This is a genomic window from Fibrobacter sp. UWH6 (genome assembly GCF_900142465.1).
Lineage (GTDB): Bacteria > Fibrobacterota > Fibrobacteria > Fibrobacterales > Fibrobacteraceae > Fibrobacter.
In genome coordinates this window covers 64,845-85,460 of sequence record NZ_FRAX01000005.1, presented here as the reverse complement: position 1 = coordinate 85,460, position 20,616 = coordinate 64,845, and the positions used below count along the sequence as shown (strand labels likewise).

The following is a 20,616-nucleotide window of genomic DNA, read 5'->3' as shown; positions in this document are numbered from 1 at the left end:
TTGCTTTTTTTGATGGCAAAAACTTCAGTTTGTTGTCTTTTCTCCTCTGTAATAAAATTGAAATTTATTGCTTAAAAACATAAATTTGGAACGCTCCATGAAACCGATTTCTGACTACAACGATTATCGCCTTTACATTAGGGATTTCTACGAAGAACGCAAGTTGATGACCGGCTTGTCCTGGCGCGGTTTCAATAAAATGGCTGGCTATGCTTCTCCAAGGTTCTTAAAACTAGTTTGTGACGGGAAGTCGAAGCTGAGTAGTGTCGGCGCGATCCGCCTTGCAAAGGTCATGGGACTTTCTAAAGTTCAATCATCGTACTTCTTAGCATTGGTTTCCTATTGCAACACTTCGGTAGAACGCAGAAAACAAGTCGCCTATGAGCATATGCAGGCTATAGCGAAGGACGAGAAAGTTCGGATTGTAGGGGACGACGCTTATGATTATTATAAAGATTGGTGGAATCCGATACTAAGGGAACTTGCCCCTAGAGTAGCGGTTGCGATACCTGCAAAAATCGCGAGCCTGTTCTATGAGAATGTGTCTTCGGAGGATGTGAGGAAATCTCTGGATTTCATGGTTCAGGCTGGCTTCCTGAAAAAGAACAAGAAAAGTTATGTGCAGACCGATAAGGCTATTCTTGGTTCCTCGGAAAAGATTCCGAAGGCCATTCGCAACATGCATAAACAAATGGCATTTTTTGCAGAGAAGGCCGTAGATAATTTCTCCGTAAGTGACCGTAATTTTTCTGGCATGACGCTTTCTGTAAATCGGGCTGCTTATGATCAGATTGTGAATGAACTTGACTCTTGCCGCAAGAAAATCGCCGCAATTGTCTCGGCCGCAGAGGAGTGTGACCGGATTTACAGGTTGAACTTGCAACTGTTTCCGGTGACAAAAGAGATTGAAAAATGAAGTTTTCTTTGGGAATGATTCTCGCTTTTTGTTGGACTTTCTTGTTCTTTGCCGCCTGTAGCGATTCTGAGAAGAAAGTTGCAAACGGCTATACAGAGGAACAGAACGCGACCAATTTGGATAGCGCGGCTTATGCGCTGTTGATGACATGGGAACCTGCGTCCCCTGTGGCTTTGAGAAAGGTTAACAACGCTGAATTTGGCAAGTCTTGGTACGAAATCCAGTTTACGACGGCAGGCAACTCCTATTACAAACACACTGGCAAGACAGTGGAAGATGCCTGCACCGTAGATCTGTATACCGAACAGAATGGTGTCCGCATGAACCTGACCCGCGTTTACAAGAAAGATGCGCATACGGAATTCTTGAGCCGCGATTCCCTGGACGCCGTGGTGGAAGACCATCTGAACAATACCTACGAAGGCAACAGCGCCGTGGCAAACTGCCAGGCAGATTCTACGGCCTTTGTGGATTATTGTTCCGAAAACGACGGAATCGTCACAGACCTATTCAAGCTGGACAAATGTACCATTCTCCATTTGATATGTGTTGTAAAATTCAAGCCGAAGGTTACCGCAAACGAATATTTGCAAGGCACCGCCAAGAAGATGAAGGACCGCTGCATCGCTGAATTCTACGCCCCGGAGGATCCTGAAGATGAGGAACCTGCGGAAGTTGCTTCCACCTTGTTTGTAGATGAACGCGACGGCCATGTGTATAAAACTGTGAAGATCGGCGACCAAACATGGATGGCAGAAAATCTGAACTACGCCTACCTGGTTTCTACAGAAACATTGGATTCACTTAGCTACTGCCCGGGAGGAGATCCGGCCAACTGTGAAAAGTACGGCAGATTGTATTCCTGGTCCGCTGCTGTGGATTCCGCGGATGTTTTTGGAAAGGGCGTAAAAGATTGTGGAGGAATGGATATCTGCAATCCCGGTCGAAACATCCAGGGCATTTGCCCCGACGGCTGGCGCATCCCGAATCTAGATGACTTTGAAATTCTTGAAGAAGAAATGGGTGGGAAGGATGTGGCCGGAGAAAGAGCTACGACGGAAGAAATGTTTGGAACGGATGATTATGGATTTAGCGCTTTGCCTGCTGGAGGTCTCTATAATCCTGCGTATAGTTCCGATGCAGGCTCATTTGGAGCTGTGGCAACTTTTATCATGACCACGGAATATGATTGGAATGCATGGGTATGGTTGCTTGTCAAGGAACGATCTTGGTCTCAATTCATGCAAACCCAAAAAAGTGCTTTCATGTCTCTGCGTTGCATAATGGGTACAGCTACTGAATTTGCAAACTACGTCGTAGATCCAGCCACAGTCGTGACTGGAAGTCTTACGGATTCTCGAGATGATCATGTTTACAAGATTGCGACAATTGGATCGCAGACCTGGATGGCCGACAATTTGAAATATAAGGGCGCATCCACAAGTTATTGTTATGATAACGAAGAAAGCAATTGTGAAAAATACGGTAGAATGTATTCACAAAGTGAGTCTAGGACAATCTGCCCAGAAGGCTGGCATCTGCCAACGGCCGAGGACTATGAGGATTTGTATGCTCATACGGGGAAAACGGCTTCGTCCTTGAAATCTGCCGAAGGTTGGAGTTCTGTTTACTATAAGAGTTTAACGGATCCTTATAGTTTTAATCTTTATCCAACGGGTTCTGTTACTGTAAAAACGGATGGGTCGCTGAAATTCCAGAGCTTGGAGCTTGATGCTTGCTTATGGACTTCCTCGGAGAAGGAATCGACTTCTGGAGAAATAGAGTATCTTATATATACTGTGCACTCAGGGTCCTATGAAATGGCTTCAAATGATTATGCCAATGTTCGCTGCCTGAAGGATTGATTAGTTGTCCTTGAAGCAACGAACAGAGAACACATTGCCCTTATCGCGGTAGTTCAGGATGACATCGTCCATGTTGTAGTACAAGCGTAGGTAGTAGGCGTCGGTACTGTTGAACTCGCTAGCAGACCAGAAGGTGGCATAACGACCGGCATCGTAGAAATCGCCATGGTAGTTCCTGTAGCCAGCCGGGAGCGCAGAGAAGCCAGAGGAGTCTGTTCCATTGCCGCTAGAATCCCAACCTGTCATAGACCTGAGATATTTGCCCGCTGTTGACGAAAGTGCTTCAATAGTGTGGTTATAACCGAATTTAGAATCGAAGTTGTTGATAAGTACTTCATACTCATAGAGGCTCGGCAAATGCCAGCCGCTTGGGCAAACTCCTTGAACAAAGCCGTTTGGCTTGCATTCCTTTCCATGAGCACAATCTGCATTATTCATGGCGACTTGCCAGGTATAAAGGCGACCGTATTTGGAGCAGGAATCCGCCTTGTTGTTGTAGCATCCACTCCATGCGTATTCGCCCATGTCAGAAACATCACCCGGATCGTAGTTCAAGTTCTGGGCCATCCAGGTCTGGGTGCTGGTAGAGAGGGTCTTATAGACCTGGCCGTCGCGTGCATCAGTAAACTCACTGTAGTCAATGTCAGGATTCAAGTAAGCCCATGCGCCTTTGCTAGAACTGACGCTGGACTCTTCAGTTTCCAAATTTGGGTCGGGGACGAGCTCGGTTGAAGAGGACGAGAATTCTTCTTCGCGGAAATGGCCGGATTCCGTGAAAAAGTCGCAACCCATCTTCTCGACAAGTGGGCTGAACACCCAACCATTTTCGCCATCGCACACAGCCTTGCCGTGGTATTCCACCAGGTAGGTTGTAACGCACCTCAGGCTCTTGCCGCAGTCGTAGTTCGACAGTTCCACGAAAGTCTCAACCGTATCGGGAATGCCGCCGCGGAAACCGTCGTTGTTTACAGGCCCGCTGGTGGAACTGGAATCATCGCCGCAGGCGTTGAGCGCAACAGCGAGCGGAACAACGCTTCCAAGCACAAAAGCTTTCAACAAACCGAACTTCATAAAGTTTTCCTCGATCTTTTACAACCAAATAGTAGAAAAGAACCTAGCGACTCCCGGCCGCCCGCAGCAACCGCTTTCCCTCAAACGCCCCACATTTCCCACGCATTTTTAGCCGAATTTTCTATATGTAACACCCTGTTACATATAGGCTATTTTTAATGGTCTCCTGCTTGACTTTTGCATTTTGCAACTGTAAGGAAAGTGGACACAAAAAGTTCTTTTTGATCAGTCCTTGATGCAACGGAGAGAAAGTGATGCGCTTCGTGACATTGATGAAGCATGCAGTCTAGCACTGGAATTCATGCCGTATGAATGATCCGAGGTTGAAGCGCCTAAGTATGAATGATCCGAAGCGCCTAAGTAAATTGTCGAGGAGCGGAAATACGAATCTTTCAAATACCCAGTTGCCATCTCGGTTTCTGAAATATACCCTGACAGCATTTTAGGGAAACCAACATAGTCATTGTAGTTTGAATAGGAACCTACCGTAGAATCAATGGCATTCGCCAGGTCATTCCACTCTTCATACGACGGAACGTGCCAGCCAGTCGGGCAAATTCCTTGAGCCTTCAGATACTGTGTGGAATCCTGTTGCAGTGAATAGTCGATATTTTCAGGGAGTTTCATGACTGTGTGCCATTTGTAGAGACGGCCCATGCTTTCGCAGTTGCTTTCGGCAAGGCCAGGGCACAAGCTTTCATCAACATCGCTGCCGTTGTATTTCAAGTTGTCGGCCATCCATGTGCGTCCGGCGATTTCTGTTGTTCTGTAAACATGGTTGTCGCGAGAATCCGTTAATGTTCCATAGGGGTATTCCCAACCGTTTGCGGTGCACTTTGTCTTGTTGAGTCCGTTGTCAACGAGCACGCCAATGCGTGCGGAATTACATTCCCCAAGAACCGAGAGCATGGTTTGTATTGAACTGCTAGAGCTCACGGCGGAACTGCTGGAACTTTTTACAGAACTGCTGGAACTACCTGGGCTTGTCTTTTGGGTCCATTGTCCGCCGCTGCAAAGGAATACCGTATCCGATACCGTAACCTGTTCGCCATTGTTCTTGTTCAGGCAAGGTCCAATTTGCCTTTCCAAGTCGCTCAGTCTTTTCCAGGTGGAAGACTGACACTTGTACGGAGTTCCGAACAAAGTATCGAGCATGTCGCGGTTGCTTGTATTGCATGTTTCAAAGACCCATGTGTAGTCTCCGAGTTTCCAGGTTCCCTTTTCGCAGACGCGTACCGTGGTGTCTTTTTCGTACAGCACGACTTTATGGTAGCTTGAATCGGTGCACGGGCCAATTTCCTTTTCTATGTCGGTCAGCTGTCTCCAGCCTTGCTGTGCTGACGGGCACACTTGCTGCACAGAATCGAATGTAACGACTCGGCCAACATTGCTGCTGTCGCATTTGCCGTAGATGTCATTGATGTATGGCTTTTCCCAGGAACTGCCGTGGCATGCATAGACTTCCCCAGTTTTTGCAGTATCCAGTTTTCCATAAATATCCTGGTAGCAATAGCCAAGTTCCTTATTGAGGCCGACAAGTTCCGTCCAGTACCAGTTTTCGCAAACGTAGGTGCGTCCGCTGATTTCCACTTGCTTATAGCGGATTTCGGGCTGGCAAACTTCGCCAATTTCTGTAGGACCGGCAACCTTCCATCCGTTCTTGGAGCAAACAAGCATTGTGTCTGCATACCAGAACCTGGCCGAGGTATCGGAACATGCCTTTGCGGATGTGCCTGTAACAGCATGCCAGCCGTCACTGCCACATTCATAGCTAGAATCCTTTTCTGCCACGAAGACGTTTTCGTAGCGGTTGTAGCTTTCGCATGCAGGGAGCTCGTTGAACTTTGCCACTATGCCGAGCGGCCTTACGCACTTGGCGAAATAGAAACCGTTTGAAGAATCATCTTCAAAGAAGTTTTTGCCAAGGGAGTCTATGACAAACGCATAGCCGTCGCTTGTTTTATAGTAGCCGTAGGTTCCAAGGTTCTTGCAGGCCAACGTATCGTTCTTTTGGCAGTAGCCGCCGGTAGAAAGTTCGAGCTTTGCCGCCGAATAGGAGTATGCTCCCCTGCTTGCAAGGCTGTATCCCTTGGGGCATACTTTGCCAATGCTATACCTGTTGTAGTAGAGCCTTCCATATTTTTCACAATTGTCGTCATCATAGTCGTAGCAGGTACTCTTGACGCTATCGCTTTCGATACGGATGGTTTCCTTGATCCACTTGTAGGGCCCAATAACGACTGTACTGTAAACGGCGTTGTTTACGGAATCGACAACCGTGGTGTCGTCATTTTTGAACTGCGAAATGTCAATGACCGCCGCCGAAGAAAGTTCCTTCCAAGAGGAGCTGCTCTGAGCCGATGAGGAAGATTCCTGTTCAAGGTCGTTGGAGGATTCCGGGTTTTCTTCGCCATTGTTGCTTGCGCTTGCGCTGTCATCACTGCATGCAGCAAAGGTAAAGAGCATTGCTGTCATGAAAAATAATTTAAGATAGCTCTTCATTTTTCAACCTCCTTAGTAGTCCTTGACGCAACGGACGCCATGAGCGAAAACCTTGCTGTTGAGCATGTACATTTCTGGAGTTGTGGTCGAAAAATTGTCATAATCCACAACATCCGAAATTATCGTAGTTTTGCTGTTAGCAAAGCTAGCTCCCCAAAAGTAGCCGGTAGTATCTATCTTTTCAAAACCTGTAACAACATCAATGCCGTTACGATACCATTGGTAACGGAAGCCTGTCCCTGCGACTTTCAGGCCGATTGCATATACAGGAATTTTCGAATTGTTCACTGCTCTTCTAAGCGACGATAGTTCGTCTTCATCCGGGATATGCCACCCTGCCGGGCAAAGTCCCTGCCATTGCGGCTTTATCTGGTCATATCCAAGGATGGTCTTGTCGTAAATGGAATCAAGCTGCATAGCAGTGTGCCATTGATAAAGGAGGCCCCTGCTTTCATATTTGATGTTGTCGTTTGGATACCAGAAACGATCTACTCCAGCGCCCTTGTAGCGCAAGTTTTCGGCCATCCAGGTCTTTCCGTCAAAAGTAGTTGTGTAGTAAACGTTTCCATCGCGAGGGTCCTTGAGGGTTTCGGTCAAAACAGCCTTCCATGAACTGGCCGTGCACTTGGCGGTAACCATTGAGTCGGAATAAATAGCACCTTCCAGCGCAGTTGTGCACTTCTTGAGTATTTCTTCCCTTGTAGCTTCCTTCCAAACGTTAGGGTCGGGGGTTCCAGAGCAGATGTAGTACACGTCTTTGTAGCTAATCAGCAAGTTTGCCCTGGGTTTTGCGCAGTAGCCTGCTACCGAGTCAATCGGCTGCATTGCATACCACTGGTACGATCCGCGGTCAATGTCGCAAATGTATTCGACTCCGTTGAAAACGCCCGACAGTTTAGTTTTTGTCGAAGAACAATTTCCATAAACATCGCTTACCGAAGCGGCAACCCATGAATTGCTCGTGCACTTGTAAGAAATTCCACTTGCAGTTTTCTTTATGGTGCCGATAAGGTCAGCAGTGCATGCCCCAAGAGAAGCTACATCGTTTGTTATTTTCCCCCAGGAGAACTGTACGTTTTGCGACTGCGATGACGGAACCTCGATTCTGCACAAATAGGATGTGTCCCTGTACGTCTTGATTTTGCCGAAGGTAGTGTCGGTGCATGCGCCAATGGATTGTTCAATGCTGCTAAGCTGCTGCCAGCCGTAGGTGCGGCACTGGTAAGACTTGGTTCCGATTGCGGTAACCTTGTTCATTTTCGCCTGGTTGCAAACGCCAAGGTAAACGGTGTCAGAAATGGCGACCCAGCTCCCGGCTTCGCAACGCATTGCCGTATTGCCGTCAACCTTTACAGAAAGTTCCTTGGTGCAGCTCGCCGGGTTTGAAGAACTGGAATAAATATTGATCGAAGAGGAACTCAAGATTGTCTGCAGCGACAAGTTCCAGCCGTTTTCATCGCAGGTATATGGAAGGTTTTGGAACATTTCCGTCCTATACTGGCTGGGCTTTTTGCAGAATCCATAGACTTTTTCAATTTCCTCGAGCGATCTCCAGCCATCTTCTTCACAGACCTGCGTTATGGGGCCTATCGTCATGACGGAATCACGCATGGAATCATCGCAGTCGTAAAGATCGACTGGTGCTGCGTAGGACCATGTTTCGGATTTGTAAAAGCGCTTGCTCCTGCAAACGAATATGGCAGTATCGCTCTTGAACAGCGCACCGGCATCGTCGCAGTGGTCTACAAAGATACTCGAAGAATAAACGGGCCTCCAACCATATTCCCCGCAATGCAGATCGTCTTTTATGCTCCATACATAAAAAGAATCCACAAGGGTACGCGCTTCGTCGTCACATTCTGGAAGATCATCGAACTTTGCTACCACATGGGCGTATTTCATGCAGCGCAGCGAATAGTAGGTCATGTTATCCTGCTCCGTTGCGTAGCTTGAATCCTTCGAAATATGGAAGGCCTTGTTCTTTGCCGTAATGAATGCTCCTACGGAATCAGCGCCAACGCAACCGGAGGAATCCGAAGTATTGCAGAATCCGCCAAGCGTAATTCCAAACTTTTCATCAAAAATTCTTCCATTCCGCACAAGGTATTCCCATTCGCTTTTGAGCGGTAGCCTAAAGTTGCCCGGGCACAGCTCCCCCGCATCCAACGGCCTGTAAAGCCTGCCGTACTTTTCGCAAGACTTTTCATCGTTACCGTAGCAGGTGCTGTTGATGACCTTCGGCTTTACCGAAATGTTTTCTGCAAGCCAAACAAACGGGCCGACCGTAACCGTCTTGTGCTTGATGCCTGTATTTTCATCCAGGTAAAAGCCCTCATCGATATTAATTTCAGAAATATCGATATGCGTAGTCGAAGAATACTTTGTAGAAGAACTACTTTTAGAATCGCTGCTAGATTCCGGGGAATCGCTGTCGGAGGACTCAAGCCCAGACGAAATTTCCTCTTCATCTGGTGCGCTGCTAGAACTTTCGCTGCAAGCAAAAATGCCAATGGATAAAAAGGCAATGCAAATAGTCTTGATAAACTTGTCTAACATGTCTCACTCCTTACTTCGAAATAGCCCATGACGTTCCGTTGCAGAAATAGCGCTGGCCGTCTAGCCCATTAACAAGCTTTCTATAGTTTATTTCATCGCATGCGCCAAGGGCCTGCGTCAAGTCGCCAGACAAAACCCAGTTGCTGCCGTTGCATACCATGCTTGCCCCGGCATAGGTTGCCGTTTCGCCCTCGAAATTTTCCATGCACATAGTCCCGATGCTCCAGTTGAGCGCCGTAGTAACGACCCAGCCCTTTTCGGAACAGCCATAATACTTGCTGATATACTTCTTGGTCGCACCCAGGTTACTGTTGTCGCACTTTCCAAGGAAATCCTTGTCTGTAGCGGTTCTCCAACCCGTAGAATCGCACATGTAGTTACTGCCGTTATACACCTTGAATTCGCCACGGTTGCTTGCCTGGCACAAGCCGATTTTCTGTTCTAGCGTAGAAGATACAGACCAGGTGCCGCTTGTAGAGCAGTAGTATCTTGTTGGCGAAGTGTTACCGCCTGAAGTCCAGTCAACAATATCGTATGCCCTGTCAGCGGTACATTCCCCGTGAACCTTCGAAATGTAGCTTGCCCCCGCAGAATGCCAGCCGGTAGAATCGCAAACATAATAGGCGTTGTACCCGTCCTTCTCCAGTGAACCGAACCTCTTGCTATAGCAAATTTTGCCAAGAGTTTTTTCAAGGGTGGTAAACGCGCGCCAAGAAGTGTCCGTGCAGGCATAACGATTTTCATTGAATGTTGCGGAATCTCCGTTGCGGGTTTCTGTGCACTTGCCATAGACATCGACAAGGTTTGCCGTCCTCCACCTCAGGGAATCGTTGCACACATAGATAACTTCATTTAGCGTATCTAGCGCACCCGCAATCTTGCTTGTGCAAAAGCCGAATTCAATTTCAATATCAGAAAGGCGGACCCAGCCGGTATCGTTGCAACCATAATAATCCCCATTGTACGGAATATATAGCCCTTCTTTTTTCTTGTTGCATTCCTCTACAATGTCTTCAAAAGAAGCCTTGCGCCACCCTGTAGAATCACAATAGTAATTGTCATTTTTAATGGAACCGACAAAGCCAAGAGCTTCGGCATTGCATAGGCCAAGCTTTATTTCTGTAGCGGTAAACTTGCGCCAGGAATCATTTTGGCAAACATAGTCAACGCCGTTGAACTTCGTTGTAGAGCCGTCATTGGCAGCACCGCACTCAAGATCCACGTCATCTATTTCTGCAATTTCCCAGGAACCATATTTGCAAATGTAGGTAGTGTCGTTGACTACCGAGGTGTAGCCCTTTCTTACATGTTCGCAATCACTATTGAAGTTGTCAACCCACTTGTAGGAGCCGTTGCAGCGGTAGTTACTCTGGGCATCCGTCACATAGAATTCCCCGAGGCTCATTTGAGAAGAACTATCGCAGGTAGGGAGGTTTTCTACGGACTTCACTATGTAGGTTCTAGAAATGCAGCGTAGCGAATAGAAACCGTTATTCTCGGCAGGCGCAAAGGAACCGGTCAACCCGTCATTTGTCACGAATACGGTATTGTTCGCTGTCAGGTAGAACGACTTCGAACCTTGCATTTGGCAGCTCAGTTCACCGTCGTCGGCCTCGGAACAAAATCCAGCCTTCCTGACGTTCATACCGAACTGTTGTTCCTTGTCTAGCGAACTTCTGTATTTTTTCAGCTCTTTCCAATCCTGTTCCGATGGAATTTCAAAGCCCTCTGGGCAAGCTTTCTCCGCCTTTGTAGCACGATAGAGCATGCCGAAATTTTCGCAGTTCGCATCATCCAGGTCGTAACACATGGGGCCGGCAGAGAACGTATCGTAATGAATGTCGCTCATGAGCCACTGGTACGTTTTGAACCGCACCAAAGCATAGGTATTGCCGCTCTTGGAATCGTAAAACTCTCCCACGTTCAGGCTGTCAAACGAGGATTCATGCGGAACCGTATCCAAAACGTCTTGATTTGACTGTTCGGAACCATCCTTGGATGGACCAGAACCGCTATCATCGCCGCAGGCTACGAGTGCCATAAAGATTGGTACTGCGCACCCAAGAGCCAATGCTTTAAAACAAATGATCTTCATAAAAATTTCCTCATACTTTTACAACCAAATAATAGAAAAGAACCAAGCGACTCCCGACCGCCCGCAGCTACCGATTTTTCGAAAATACCTCTCATTTTCCTCGCATTTTTAGCAAAATTTTCTATATGTAACACCCTGTTACATATAGGCTGTTTTTTGATGTGTTCAAAAAAAATGTCAACTCTTTTAGGGAAGGACACCTCAAAAAAGTTTTCAATGGATTATCTGCGCACTCTAATCAAAAATACATCATTCATACCTGCGCACTCTCTCTAATTTTTAGTATATTTATACCTGCGCACTCTCGAAAAATACGGGTATTTATGGCATTCAAAAGAAAAATCTACTCCAAGCTGCTTGACTGGAAAAACACCACCCAAGGGAAAAAAGCCCTGCTCATCGAGGGCGCAAGACGTATCGGCAAGTCCACCATCGCCGAAGAGTTCGCTAGGCACGAATACAGATCCCACATCCTTATCGACTTCAACGATGTCTCCGATGCAGTAATTAACGCGTTCAACAACCTTCTGGGAGACTTGGACACATTTTTCATGGTGCTTTCCACCGAATATGGCGTAGAACTTTTCAACAGGGAATCCCTGATTATCTTTGACGAGGTGCAGCGATTTCCAAAGGCAAGGCAATCCATAAAGAAACTCGTAAAGGACGGGCGCTACGACTACCTTGAAACGGGATCCCTCATTTCCATACAGCAGAACGTGAAGGACATCACGATACCTTCCGAAGAACGCGCCATGGACATGCACCCCATGGACTTTGAGGAATTTTGCGACGCACTTGGCGAATCCATGCTGGTCAAATACATCAAGAACTGCTTTGCAAAGAAAATTCCCCTAGAAAGTGGGCTTCACGAGAAAGCCATGCTCATCTTCAAGGAGTACATTCTTGTTGGCGGCATGCCCCAAAGCGTCGCGGCGTTTCTTGAAAAGCGGTCCTTCCAAAGGAGCGACGAAGAAAAGCGGGACATTCTGAAGCTGTACCGCGACGACATCATGAAAATCGAGGACCGTTACCAGTCCCGCGTACTGGCAATCTTCGACCAGATTCCCGCATTCCTTTCGCAGCACGAAAAGCGCATCGTCTTCAGCGAAATCCAGGCGGGCTCCTACTTTGCACAATATGCAGACACCTTCTTCTGGCTCGGCAATTCAAGGATCGTCAACGAATGCTTTAACTGCACTGACCCTAATGTAGGCCTGACACTTAACGAAGAAAGAGCCTACATAAAATGCTACATGGGCGACACCGGTCTCCTGGCAAGCCACGCCTTTAGCGAAAACGCCATAACCGAAAACGAACTTTACAAGCAAATTCTCAACGGCAAGCTCAACCTGAACGAAGGCATGCTGTACGAGAACGCCATAGCGCAAATGTTACGTGCAAACGGACACAAGGCATTTTTCTACACCCATTACAACGAAGAAAAGCACCGGAACGACATCGAGATCGACTTTATCATAACCGACAACAACAAGGTGAACTTCAAAATTTTCCCCATCGAAGTCAAGTCGGGCAAGCGGTACAAATACGAATCGTTGACAAGATTCTGCGAAAAGTTCCGCAAGCGAATCGGCGAGGCATACATTATACACCCAAAAAATTTCGAAATCAAGGACGACGGAATTATTTGCCTACCAGCCTACATGGCCATGTGCCTATAGAACACAACTGTCAAAACATTCATGGCCTGATGATTGGGCGTTCCCCCAGCTTCGCTGGGGTCGGCCCCTTGCGCTATCGACTCGCGCTCCGTGCGACTGCACAAGGCAAGCGCCGCGCGAGTCCGACCCCATGCGGGCTGCGGGGCCTAACGCGAATGTTCAGCCACGGAACTTGCGCTAGACCTTTACGCAACGAACAGAATTGGCATATTCCTTGGATTCGGTATCGCTGTAGCTATCACTGTTGAAGTCGAGGCGCAATTCCAGTGTGTAGGCATAGTTATCACCATCTTGTCTAGTCGACCAATTTTATGGTAGATTTGGGCAAAATAAATTATCCAGCAGAAAAATAATTTACCTACTAAATAATTTTAGAAATTTAGCCATTTATTGGGCGTTCCCCGGCTTCGCCGGGTCGGGCTGTCGCGTTATCGCACGGCAATTTTTATGGCAAGAATAAGGCAGCCGTGCGTCCGTTCAGCCTCGCTTCGCGAGTCCGAATGGCTTCGCCACTTCCATCCCTAACGCGATTCTAGTGTGAAGTGTGAAATGTGCGGTGTGGAATTGACAATCCGTCGGCGGGTTAGTCGGAGTCCTTGATGCAGCGGACGGAGTAAGCTGTTGTTTTTGAATGGCGAAAACTACCCATGCCTATTGAAACTTGATCAATACTAGCCATTGCAGCATCTTTTTTCTCATTAAAATCGTGAGGAGTGCTACTCCAAAAACTAGCACTGAAGCCTAAATTATAAAAACAATCGCCTACGCAAAGCGTACTTTTCTTAATTCCTGATGGCTTAACGGAAAATTTCCAGTAATCAGTTCCCTTACCATCTTTCCAAAGGTTTTCACTTTGTAAACGTTCTTTAGAGAAGCTGTTCCAAAAACTAGCTACCTGCAAGAATAGAAGCCATTCCGTTGAATCAGGCAAGTACCAGCCGTCAGGGCAAATACCGCGTACAGGAGTCCGCTTCGGAACAGCGGATGATTCAAAACCACAATTTTCGCAGTCGTCGTTCATAATTCCAGCACTATCTACGGCAGCGGACCAGGTATAGAGACGGCCATACTCATCGCAGTAGTCCGTATCGTTGTTATAGCACCAGCTAGTAGAGTCAAAAGTGTAGCCGTTATAATTATACTTCACACCCTTGTAAGCATAATTCAAGTTCTCCGCCATCCAAGTATGGCTTCCATAAGTCACAGTTCTGTATGCCCTACCGTCCCTTTTGTCAGTAAAGGTTCCCTCGACAATAGATTCATCATCTAGCCCCCAAGAGCCTGATTCACTAAATTTATAACATTTTAATGGATACCCTTCAAGATCTATTTTCGCTCCAAGATTTTCACTTGTACAGCCAAGTCCAATCGCTTGCTCGCTACCTGTAGCTTCCCTAAATGAACTAGAATCACAGACATACAGCATATCGGTGTGTATATTTCCAGGAACCAGCTTAAAATCTTTTGGGCATTCTTTTTTGTATGTGTTTCTTTCCAAAGAGGACGCTTCACGCCAATCATCGCCCGCTTTTTTACAAATAAAGTAGATTGTATCACGGCTATTATATGGCGAAGGATATACAGAGCGAATCTCCCCTAGAAGAGATTCCGTGCACCCCGATCCTACAGCAATTTCAAATGTCCAAGCATCTCTCCAGCCTGAAATTCCGCAGACATAAAAAACTGAATCCATTTTTTCCAAGTCATACGCAGGCATCATCTCGCCCCGCAAATCTTTGACACAGGCAGACTTCAGCTCTATTTCCAAATCAGTCGCTTTGACCCAAGAACCCGACTTGCAGGCTACATAGGACGAAGAATCCTTCTTTCCGATAAATCCTTCCCTACTCGCATCGCATTCTGGCAACGCCTTTACCGTATCCTTCACGCAACTCTTTACTTTGTTGTCGTTCCCGCCGCCGTTCTTGCAAGTCGATTTTGCGGCATTGAATGCCATCTCCACGCCCGCTTCGGATTCCATATTATACATAGAATAAGTCTTAGAATCAGTCGAGCCGTCGGCACTCTTGATGGTCACGATAAGGTCCTTGCCGTCCACCGTGTAGGTGTATTCCGCATCGTCGCCGAAGTTGTCCTTGCGAACAAAGTGCCATGTACTTATGTCGGTCTTGACCATGGCGTCGCAGGCGCCCACCTCGGTGCAGGTCTCGTTCACGGTGATTTCGGGTTCAAGGATTTCCGTCGGGCGCGAGCTGCTGGACTTCGCAGAACTGCTAGATGTCGTAGCGTCGCTGCTCGATGAACCGTCCTTATCAGAATTCTTGGAATCGCTGGACCCGTCGGACTTCTTGCTGCTCGACGACTTTGTAGAAGTCGAACTCGGCTTTGTCTGGTCGTAAGACTTGAACCACGCATCACCATCACACTCATACAGAAGGTCTTCGCTTTCCACGAACACTTTTTCGCCGATGACATCCATGCTGCACTCGTATGTCTCGAGTTCTTCCATGTCGGCCACTTCGGCGGGGAGCCCCGTCCCTTTCGGCGAAGACGACCCGTCGTCCCCGCAACCGATAAACGCAGCACCAAGCACCCCCGCAAAGGTGCAAACCGTAAACTTTCTGGAGAATGTATTTTTCATAGCAAAACCTTTTGGAAATTCGGATTTATGAATTCGGATTTCGGAATTGATAATTCATCGGCGGGCTAGTTTGAGTCCTTGACGCAACGAAGACTTAGGCCAACTTTCTTCTGTTTGCCGACTTTTGATGCTTCACTGTCTTTATAGTAGAAACACTTGCCCCAAGCGTAGTCATTCATATTACCCGCAGAAGCAGTCCAAAAGTAGGTGCGGTATCTCTCATCGACGAAATTGCCATTATAGTCCCTAATACCGGCAGGAAGCACCGAGAAGCCGTATTGGTTAGCACTGAAACCGCTATACCAGCTACTAGCGGATTTTAAATTCCAACTAGCACTGAGGAAACCACCAGTGTAAAAAAACAAGGTGTCATACTCTGCATTTGTAGGCACATGCCAGCCATCAGGGCAAATGCCACGGTGCAGGTTGTTTGGTGTACAAGATCTCATATAGCCACACTCAGTTCCTGCATTTTCACTGAACTGTGCGGCACTGTCCATCGCTGCACTCCAGGTGTAAAGACGACCGTATTTATCGCAGTTGAAAGAATCATTTTCGTAGCACCAACTGGTGGAGTCTGAAACATAGATTCTATTGTCGGCACTGTACTTATAAGGCACTCCGGTATAGGCGTAGTTTAAGTTCTGGGCCATCCAAATTCGACAATTTTCGCCATATTCTCTGTCGCATATAACCACGGTTTTGTACACTTGTCCATCCCGTTCATCGATAAACTCACCATAGTCTACGTCCGGATTTAGATAATCCCATGCATTTTTCATTTCTTCACTCGACGAAGACTCTACCTTGCTCATGGCACTGCTACTTTGCTTTTCACTCGAAGAAGAACCAACCGACGAACTAGAATCGCCCTTATGGCTGTTAGAAGAATTTCCAGACTTCACAGAACTGGAACTCTTGGTGTCAGATGAGTCCTTCGTTTCTTTTGCCGAACTACTGGACCTATTCGACTCCACTTTACCGTTGCTGGAGATTGCTTCATCCTTATCGTTGGAGCGAGAATCACTGGATTCTTCGCGGCTATCGCCACTCAGAATGACGTCATCGCCTCCCGCCGACGACGAATCATCGCAGGCGGTCAGGGCGAAACAGAGCACCCCCGCAAGGGCGCAGACCGTGAACTTTTTCGCGAATGTATTTTTCATAGGGAAACCTCTTGAGATTTAATCCGAGTCCTTGATGCAGCGCACCGTATGTTTATCCTTATTCTTTTTGACGCCTCCTGACGTGCTGACAAAATTTGCAAACAAGGATCCATCATCTGCGGAAACGCACATTTGGGAAGCGGTTTCTTCAGATTTTTCCGTGGAAGCCCAATAGCAAGAAGTCAACGCTTTACCTCCATAATACTGGGTGGTATGCTGGGTTGCAGTGTGTCTAAAATAGAGATTGTTTAAATCATCTTTCCATTTTAGAGGCTTATCGCTTGCATGGGCCATCAAAGTCCAAAAATCTTTTGTGGTCGGTAAATGCCAACCCTTTGGACAAATGCCTCGAACTTTGCCGGATGTAGAACAGAACTTTCCATTGCCGCAGCCTTTGCCGTCTGTTGAATAAATTCCTGCACTATCCATGGCAACGCTCCAAGGATATTCTTTATCATACTTGTTGTAAAGCGTGTCTGTCGTATCTTGAAGCCGTAGGTTATCCTGCATCCACCATTGGTCTCCAATTTTAACAGTTCGGTAAACTATTCCGTCTCGCTCATCCACAATGGAATCGCTGCATCCGGAGCCTTTGCAGGGGTCTATGACGGGAATGGTTTCGTCAAAAGTCGGGAAGGAAATTTTTGTATCCGGTTCGGTCGGTTCGTAAGAATCGAAATGTCGAACGCATCTTACGGACATGTGGTTACTTTTATCCTGATACTCCCAATCATGATCGAATAAATAACTATGTACTTGCATATAGGTGGCATATTTTTCTTCGACAGATGAACTTGTCCACATAAGGGCGCCATAGCCTTCGTACCAGTGTCCTCGTTTGATTCCAACTGGACGGATGTTTAACCCAAGTGAAAAAGCTCCGCCGGCACTGAATTCCGTTTTGGATTCGATATCCTTATTTTTGTAAGCCATATATTTAAGATCCAACACTTCAGCACCAGACGGCAAATGCCAACCTTCCGGGCAGACTCCGCGGATAAATCCCGTGTCCGGATAGGGACAATATTCAATTCCGTAGCCGCAGCCTTTTCCATTATCACTGAAAATTCCCGCGCTATCCACCGCCGCACTATACGAATAGAGGCGCCCATCTTTTTTACAATTTTCCGGATCGTTTTCGTAGCAGGAACTTGTAGAATCTTCTGTAGCCGACGGTTGCAAATAGCGGTAATTCAAATTTTCCGCCATCCAGATCATATACCCGACTTGGACGGTCTTGTACTTTTGTCCATCTCTGGAATCGATGAGGGTTCCATATTTACAAGAATCGACTTCGTCTGTTTTACAGGCTACAGCGCGATTAAGGTCATTTTGGATATCGGTGGAAATGGCATAAGTGGAATCTTCTTCTGTTTTAATACAGCGCAGGTAATTTTTGTGGGAAGATTCCAGAGAGCCATTATCGTAGACTGCGGCATATTGTGGGCTGAGATAGAATTTTTTGCTGTACTTGGAACTTCTTTGCACAGAAGTCCAAAAGACGGAAAAATTCGTTTTGTAATACCCGGAATGAGTTGACATGATCGCAGAGAATCCGTAATCATCGGTTCCAGTCGTTTTTTTCCCGTTTGAACCTATCTCCGAGTAAAAGGCATTTGCATTATGAAGATAGTAGCCCGTATTTACTTTTTGATAATGTGCTCCCGCATAATATAAAAGCTTTTGGTATTCGATTCCGTTCGGCACGTGAAAGCCTTCCGGGCAGATTCCCTGTACAGGATAAGACGGTCTGCACATGACTCCGTTTCCGCATCCTTTTCCGTCGTCATTCAAAATTCCCGCACTGTCCATGACAGCACTCCAAAGATACATGCGTCCGAATTTTTTACAATTTTCCGGATTGTCTTCAAAACAGAAACTGGAAGAATCCAAAGAGGCAGTTTTTCCTTTGTAGCGGTATCTCAGGTTTTCGGCAATCCATGTCTGGTCCCCGATTTTTACGGTCTTATAGACTTCGCCATCGCGACTGTCCTTGATTTCTCCATAGGAAATTCCCGGATTTAAGAAGTCCGCTGTTTTTAAATTTTCGGGATTTATATCCGATGTATTTTTCTTGGATGAGCTGCTGGATGTTTTGTTCGAAGAGGAACTCGGTGTGGTCCTGTCGTTTGTTTTTTGCCAAGTTGTGCCGTCACATTCGTAATTCAGAGCTTGTTCAGAGACATAAATTTTTTTCCCTGTTATTTCGTCATTACATTCATAAGTATGCAGCTCCGCCAAGTTCTCGACTTCTGCAGGGAACTCATCGCCACCCGCCGATGACGAATTATCGCAAGCCGAAAGGGCAAACCCGAACACCCCCGCAAGGGCGCAGACCGTAAACTTTTTCGCGAACGTGTTTTTCATAGGGAAACCTTTTGAGATTTAGTCAGAATCCTTGACGCAACGGACGGAAAGCCCGCGGTTCCTGTTGCTGACGTCCAGGTTCGCATCGTCGTAGTTCAAGTACATGCGGTACGCGGTGTTGCTATAGTGCTCCGTAGAACTCCAGAAGTACGCGTAGTTGCCCTCGTTGTCGTAATTCCCACTGAGGTTCCTGAGGCCAGCAGGCAACGCCGAAAACGAGAAGGCATCCGTGCCGTTGCCGCTACTATTCCACCCGGACGTAGACTTGAGCTTTGTTCCGGCGACCGATGAACCGCCCACCGCCGTGAACAGGGTGTTCCATTCCGATTGAGTCGGCAGATGCCAGCCTTCGGGACAAACGCCACGCACTGGGTATATCGGCAAGCATGTCTTAAGATAGCCGCAGCCCTTGCCGTTTGTGCTCCACTCGCCCACGCTGTCCATGGCCGCAGCCCAGGTATAAAGACGGCCGTACTTGGCACAGTTGGCAGGGGCGTTGTCGTAGCACCAACTGGTGGAATCGGAGGTGTAACTACCATATTTATAGGGAACACCGGTGTAGGCGTAGTTCAGGTTTTCGGCCATCCACACCTTGTCACCGATTTTCACGGTCCTGTAGGTCTGTCCGTCGCGGGAGTCGGTAAGCGTGCCGGTGACCACGTCGTAGGCGCTGGCGTCGCTGCTGCCGCCGGGAACGCTTGCGGAAGAGCCTTCCACGCCTTCGGAGCCGCTGGAGTCCGGCTCTTTGGAAGCGCTGGACTTGGTCGATGTTCCTGCCGAAGAAGGATTGTCCTTGCTGTCGCTGGAGTCGTCGGTCACTTCGGCGGGATCGTTGGACTTGCTGTCGCTGGACTTGGCACTCGATGAAGAAAAGTCGCAGTCCATCTTCTCGATGAGAGTCCCGATGACCCAGCCATCCTCGCCATCGCACACTACCATGTCATGGTATTCCGTCAGGTAGGTGGCGACACACTTCTGGCTCTTGCCGCAGTCGTAATCCGACAGTTCCATGAATGTCTCGATGGTGTCGGGAATACCACCACGGTTCACGCCATCGCTAGACCCGCTAGTGGAACTATCATCGCCGCAGGCATTGAGCGCAACAGCGAGCGGAACGACGCCTCCAAGCGCAAAAACTTTCAACAAACCAAACTTCATAAAGTTTTCCTCGATCTTTTACAACCAAATAGTAGAAAAGAACCAAGTAACTCCCGACCGCCCGCAACAACCGCTTTCCCTCAAACACTCCTCATTTTCCACGTATTTTTAGCCGAATTTTCTATATGTTTCACCCTGTTACATATAGGATTTTTTCGTAGACAATTCGTGAATTTTTACAAGAAATAAGGAACGTAAATCCCTTGTTCTGGAAACTTTTTTAAGCTATATTCTACCATATCACAATTATCAAGGAAAAAAAATGAATAAGATTATCCTTCTGTCTGTATTTGCTGTCGCCGCAATGTTTACCGCATGTAGCGATGATTCCTCTTCTAGCGCAAGCTCCAAGGCCTGCGTTTACAAGTACAATGGTCAGGTAACAAATTGTACCGCAAATGCTGACATGATTGAAGAAATGTGTCAGGGTGACAATGCCGAACTTGTTGAAAACTGCCCGGCAGGTTATACTGTTGAATGCCCGACCGGAGACAAGATGTTCGGTACAGAATATTACTATGGTGAAGGCATGCAATGCCCGACTTTCCTTGCAAAGTAATTTTTACTTCTTAAGTAAAAATGCCCCGCACTTTTGTGCGGGGCTTTTGCCTTGAAGACAATCGCAATTTTTGAACA

The 20,616-nt window shown here is 47.3% G+C and carries 12 protein-coding genes; 4 read left to right on the top strand and 8 right to left on the bottom strand.

Features of this window, described 5'->3' with window-relative positions:
* Nucleotides 1–97: 97 nt before the first annotated feature.
* Together BUB73_RS06225 and BUB73_RS06220 are read left to right on the top strand one after the other, a co-directional pair.
* Nucleotides 98–916: a TIGR02147 family protein gene (locus BUB73_RS06225; protein WP_073158275.1), complete on the top strand. Its 819-nt coding sequence runs from the start codon at nt 98–100 to the stop codon at nt 914–916.
* Nucleotides 913–2,781 carry an FISUMP domain-containing protein gene (locus BUB73_RS06220; RefSeq protein ID WP_073284469.1) on the top strand — a complete coding sequence of 623 codons (1,869 nt, stop codon included), beginning with the start codon at nt 913–915 and terminating at the stop codon, nt 2,779–2,781. The genes BUB73_RS06225 and BUB73_RS06220 overlap by 4 nt, the downstream gene beginning before the upstream one ends.
* On the opposite strand, the gene BUB73_RS06215 is transcribed toward BUB73_RS06220, so the two are convergent.
* The 4 genes from BUB73_RS06215 to BUB73_RS06200 all read right to left on the bottom strand — a co-directional run bounded on the left by BUB73_RS06215 (nt 2,782) and on the right by BUB73_RS06200 (nt 11,005).
* On the bottom strand, nt 2,782–3,852 hold the full coding sequence (locus BUB73_RS06215) for a fibrobacter succinogenes major paralogous domain-containing protein (RefSeq protein WP_088658636.1): 1,071 nt from the start codon (nt 3,850–3,852) through the stop codon (nt 2,782–2,784). It abuts the gene before it with no gap.
* Nucleotides 3,853–4,077: 225 nt separating this feature from the next.
* The gene (locus BUB73_RS06210) at nt 4,078–6,354 is read right to left on the bottom strand and encodes an FISUMP domain-containing protein (protein WP_073284466.1); all 2,277 of its coding nucleotides are present in this window, start codon (nt 6,352–6,354) and stop codon (nt 4,078–4,080) included.
* Between the two features lie 12 nt (nt 6,355–6,366).
* Nucleotides 6,367–8,910 (bottom strand): FISUMP domain-containing protein, encoded by a 2,544-nt coding sequence (locus BUB73_RS06205; protein ID WP_073284463.1) that lies wholly within the window; start codon nt 8,908–8,910, stop codon nt 6,367–6,369.
* A 10-nt stretch (nt 8,911–8,920) separates the two neighbouring features.
* Nucleotides 8,921–11,005 carry an FISUMP domain-containing protein gene (locus BUB73_RS06200; protein WP_083539668.1) on the bottom strand — a complete coding sequence of 695 codons (2,085 nt, stop codon included), beginning with the start codon at nt 11,003–11,005 and terminating at the stop codon, nt 8,921–8,923.
* Nucleotides 11,006–11,328: 323 nt separating this feature from the next.
* Between BUB73_RS06200 and BUB73_RS06195 the strand changes: the two genes are divergently transcribed.
* The gene (locus tag BUB73_RS06195) at nt 11,329–12,687 is read left to right on the top strand and encodes an ATP-binding protein (protein ID WP_073284457.1); all 1,359 of its coding nucleotides are present in this window, start codon (nt 11,329–11,331) and stop codon (nt 12,685–12,687) included.
* 583 nt (nt 12,688–13,270) lie between these two features.
* Here BUB73_RS06195 and BUB73_RS17215 read toward each other — a convergent pair.
* From BUB73_RS17215 to BUB73_RS06175, 4 genes are all read right to left on the bottom strand, one after another.
* Nucleotides 13,271–15,289, bottom strand: coding sequence for an FISUMP domain-containing protein (locus tag BUB73_RS17215; RefSeq protein ID WP_073284454.1), 2,019 nt, complete (start codon nt 15,287–15,289; stop codon nt 13,271–13,273).
* Nucleotides 15,290–15,354: 65 nt separating this feature from the next.
* On the bottom strand, nt 15,355–16,455 hold the full coding sequence (locus BUB73_RS06185) for an FISUMP domain-containing protein (protein WP_073284451.1): 1,101 nt from the start codon (nt 16,453–16,455) through the stop codon (nt 15,355–15,357).
* Between the two features lie 18 nt (nt 16,456–16,473).
* Nucleotides 16,474–18,696, bottom strand: a complete 2,223-nt coding sequence (locus tag BUB73_RS06180) for an FISUMP domain-containing protein (protein ID WP_170932271.1) — start codon at nt 18,694–18,696, stop codon at nt 16,474–16,476.
* Between the two features lie 144 nt (nt 18,697–18,840).
* Nucleotides 18,841–19,980, bottom strand: coding sequence for a fibrobacter succinogenes major paralogous domain-containing protein (locus tag BUB73_RS06175; RefSeq protein WP_249269306.1), 1,140 nt, complete (start codon nt 19,978–19,980; stop codon nt 18,841–18,843).
* A 262-nt stretch (nt 19,981–20,242) separates the two neighbouring features.
* On the opposite strand from BUB73_RS06175, the gene BUB73_RS06170 reads away from it, so the two are divergent.
* Entirely contained in the window at nt 20,243–20,539 is a 297-nt protein-coding gene (locus tag BUB73_RS06170; protein ID WP_073158317.1) for a hypothetical protein, read from the top strand.
* Nucleotides 20,540–20,616: the final 77 nt, after the last annotated feature.

Coding starts and splice junctions, on each gene's coding strand:
- BUB73_RS06210 (WP_073284466.1), bottom strand. CDS start 6,354: ATGAAGAGCTATCTTAAATTATTTTTCATGACAGCAATGCTCTTTACC.
- BUB73_RS06200 (WP_083539668.1), bottom strand. CDS start 11,005: ATGAAGATCATTTGTTTTAAAGCATTGGCTCTTGGGTGCGCAGTACCA.
- BUB73_RS17215 (WP_073284454.1), bottom strand. CDS start 15,289: ATGAAAAATACATTCTCCAGAAAGTTTACGGTTTGCACCTTTGCGGGG.
- BUB73_RS06215 (WP_088658636.1), bottom strand. CDS start 3,852: ATGAAGTTCGGTTTGTTGAAAGCTTTTGTGCTTGGAAGCGTTGTTCCG.
- BUB73_RS06205 (WP_073284463.1), bottom strand. CDS start 8,910: ATGTTAGACAAGTTTATCAAGACTATTTGCATTGCCTTTTTATCCATT.
- BUB73_RS06175 (WP_249269306.1), bottom strand. CDS start 19,980: ATGAAGTTTGGTTTGTTGAAAGTTTTTGCGCTTGGAGGCGTCGTTCCG.
- BUB73_RS06220 (WP_073284469.1), top strand. CDS start 913: ATGAAGTTTTCTTTGGGAATGATTCTCGCTTTTTGTTGGACTTTCTTG.
- BUB73_RS06195 (WP_073284457.1), top strand. CDS start 11,329: ATGGCATTCAAAAGAAAAATCTACTCCAAGCTGCTTGACTGGAAAAAC.
- BUB73_RS06185 (WP_073284451.1), bottom strand. CDS start 16,455: ATGAAAAATACATTCGCGAAAAAGTTCACGGTCTGCGCCCTTGCGGGG.
- BUB73_RS06225 (WP_073158275.1), top strand. CDS start 98: ATGAAACCGATTTCTGACTACAACGATTATCGCCTTTACATTAGGGAT.
- BUB73_RS06170 (WP_073158317.1), top strand. CDS start 20,243: ATGAATAAGATTATCCTTCTGTCTGTATTTGCTGTCGCCGCAATGTTT.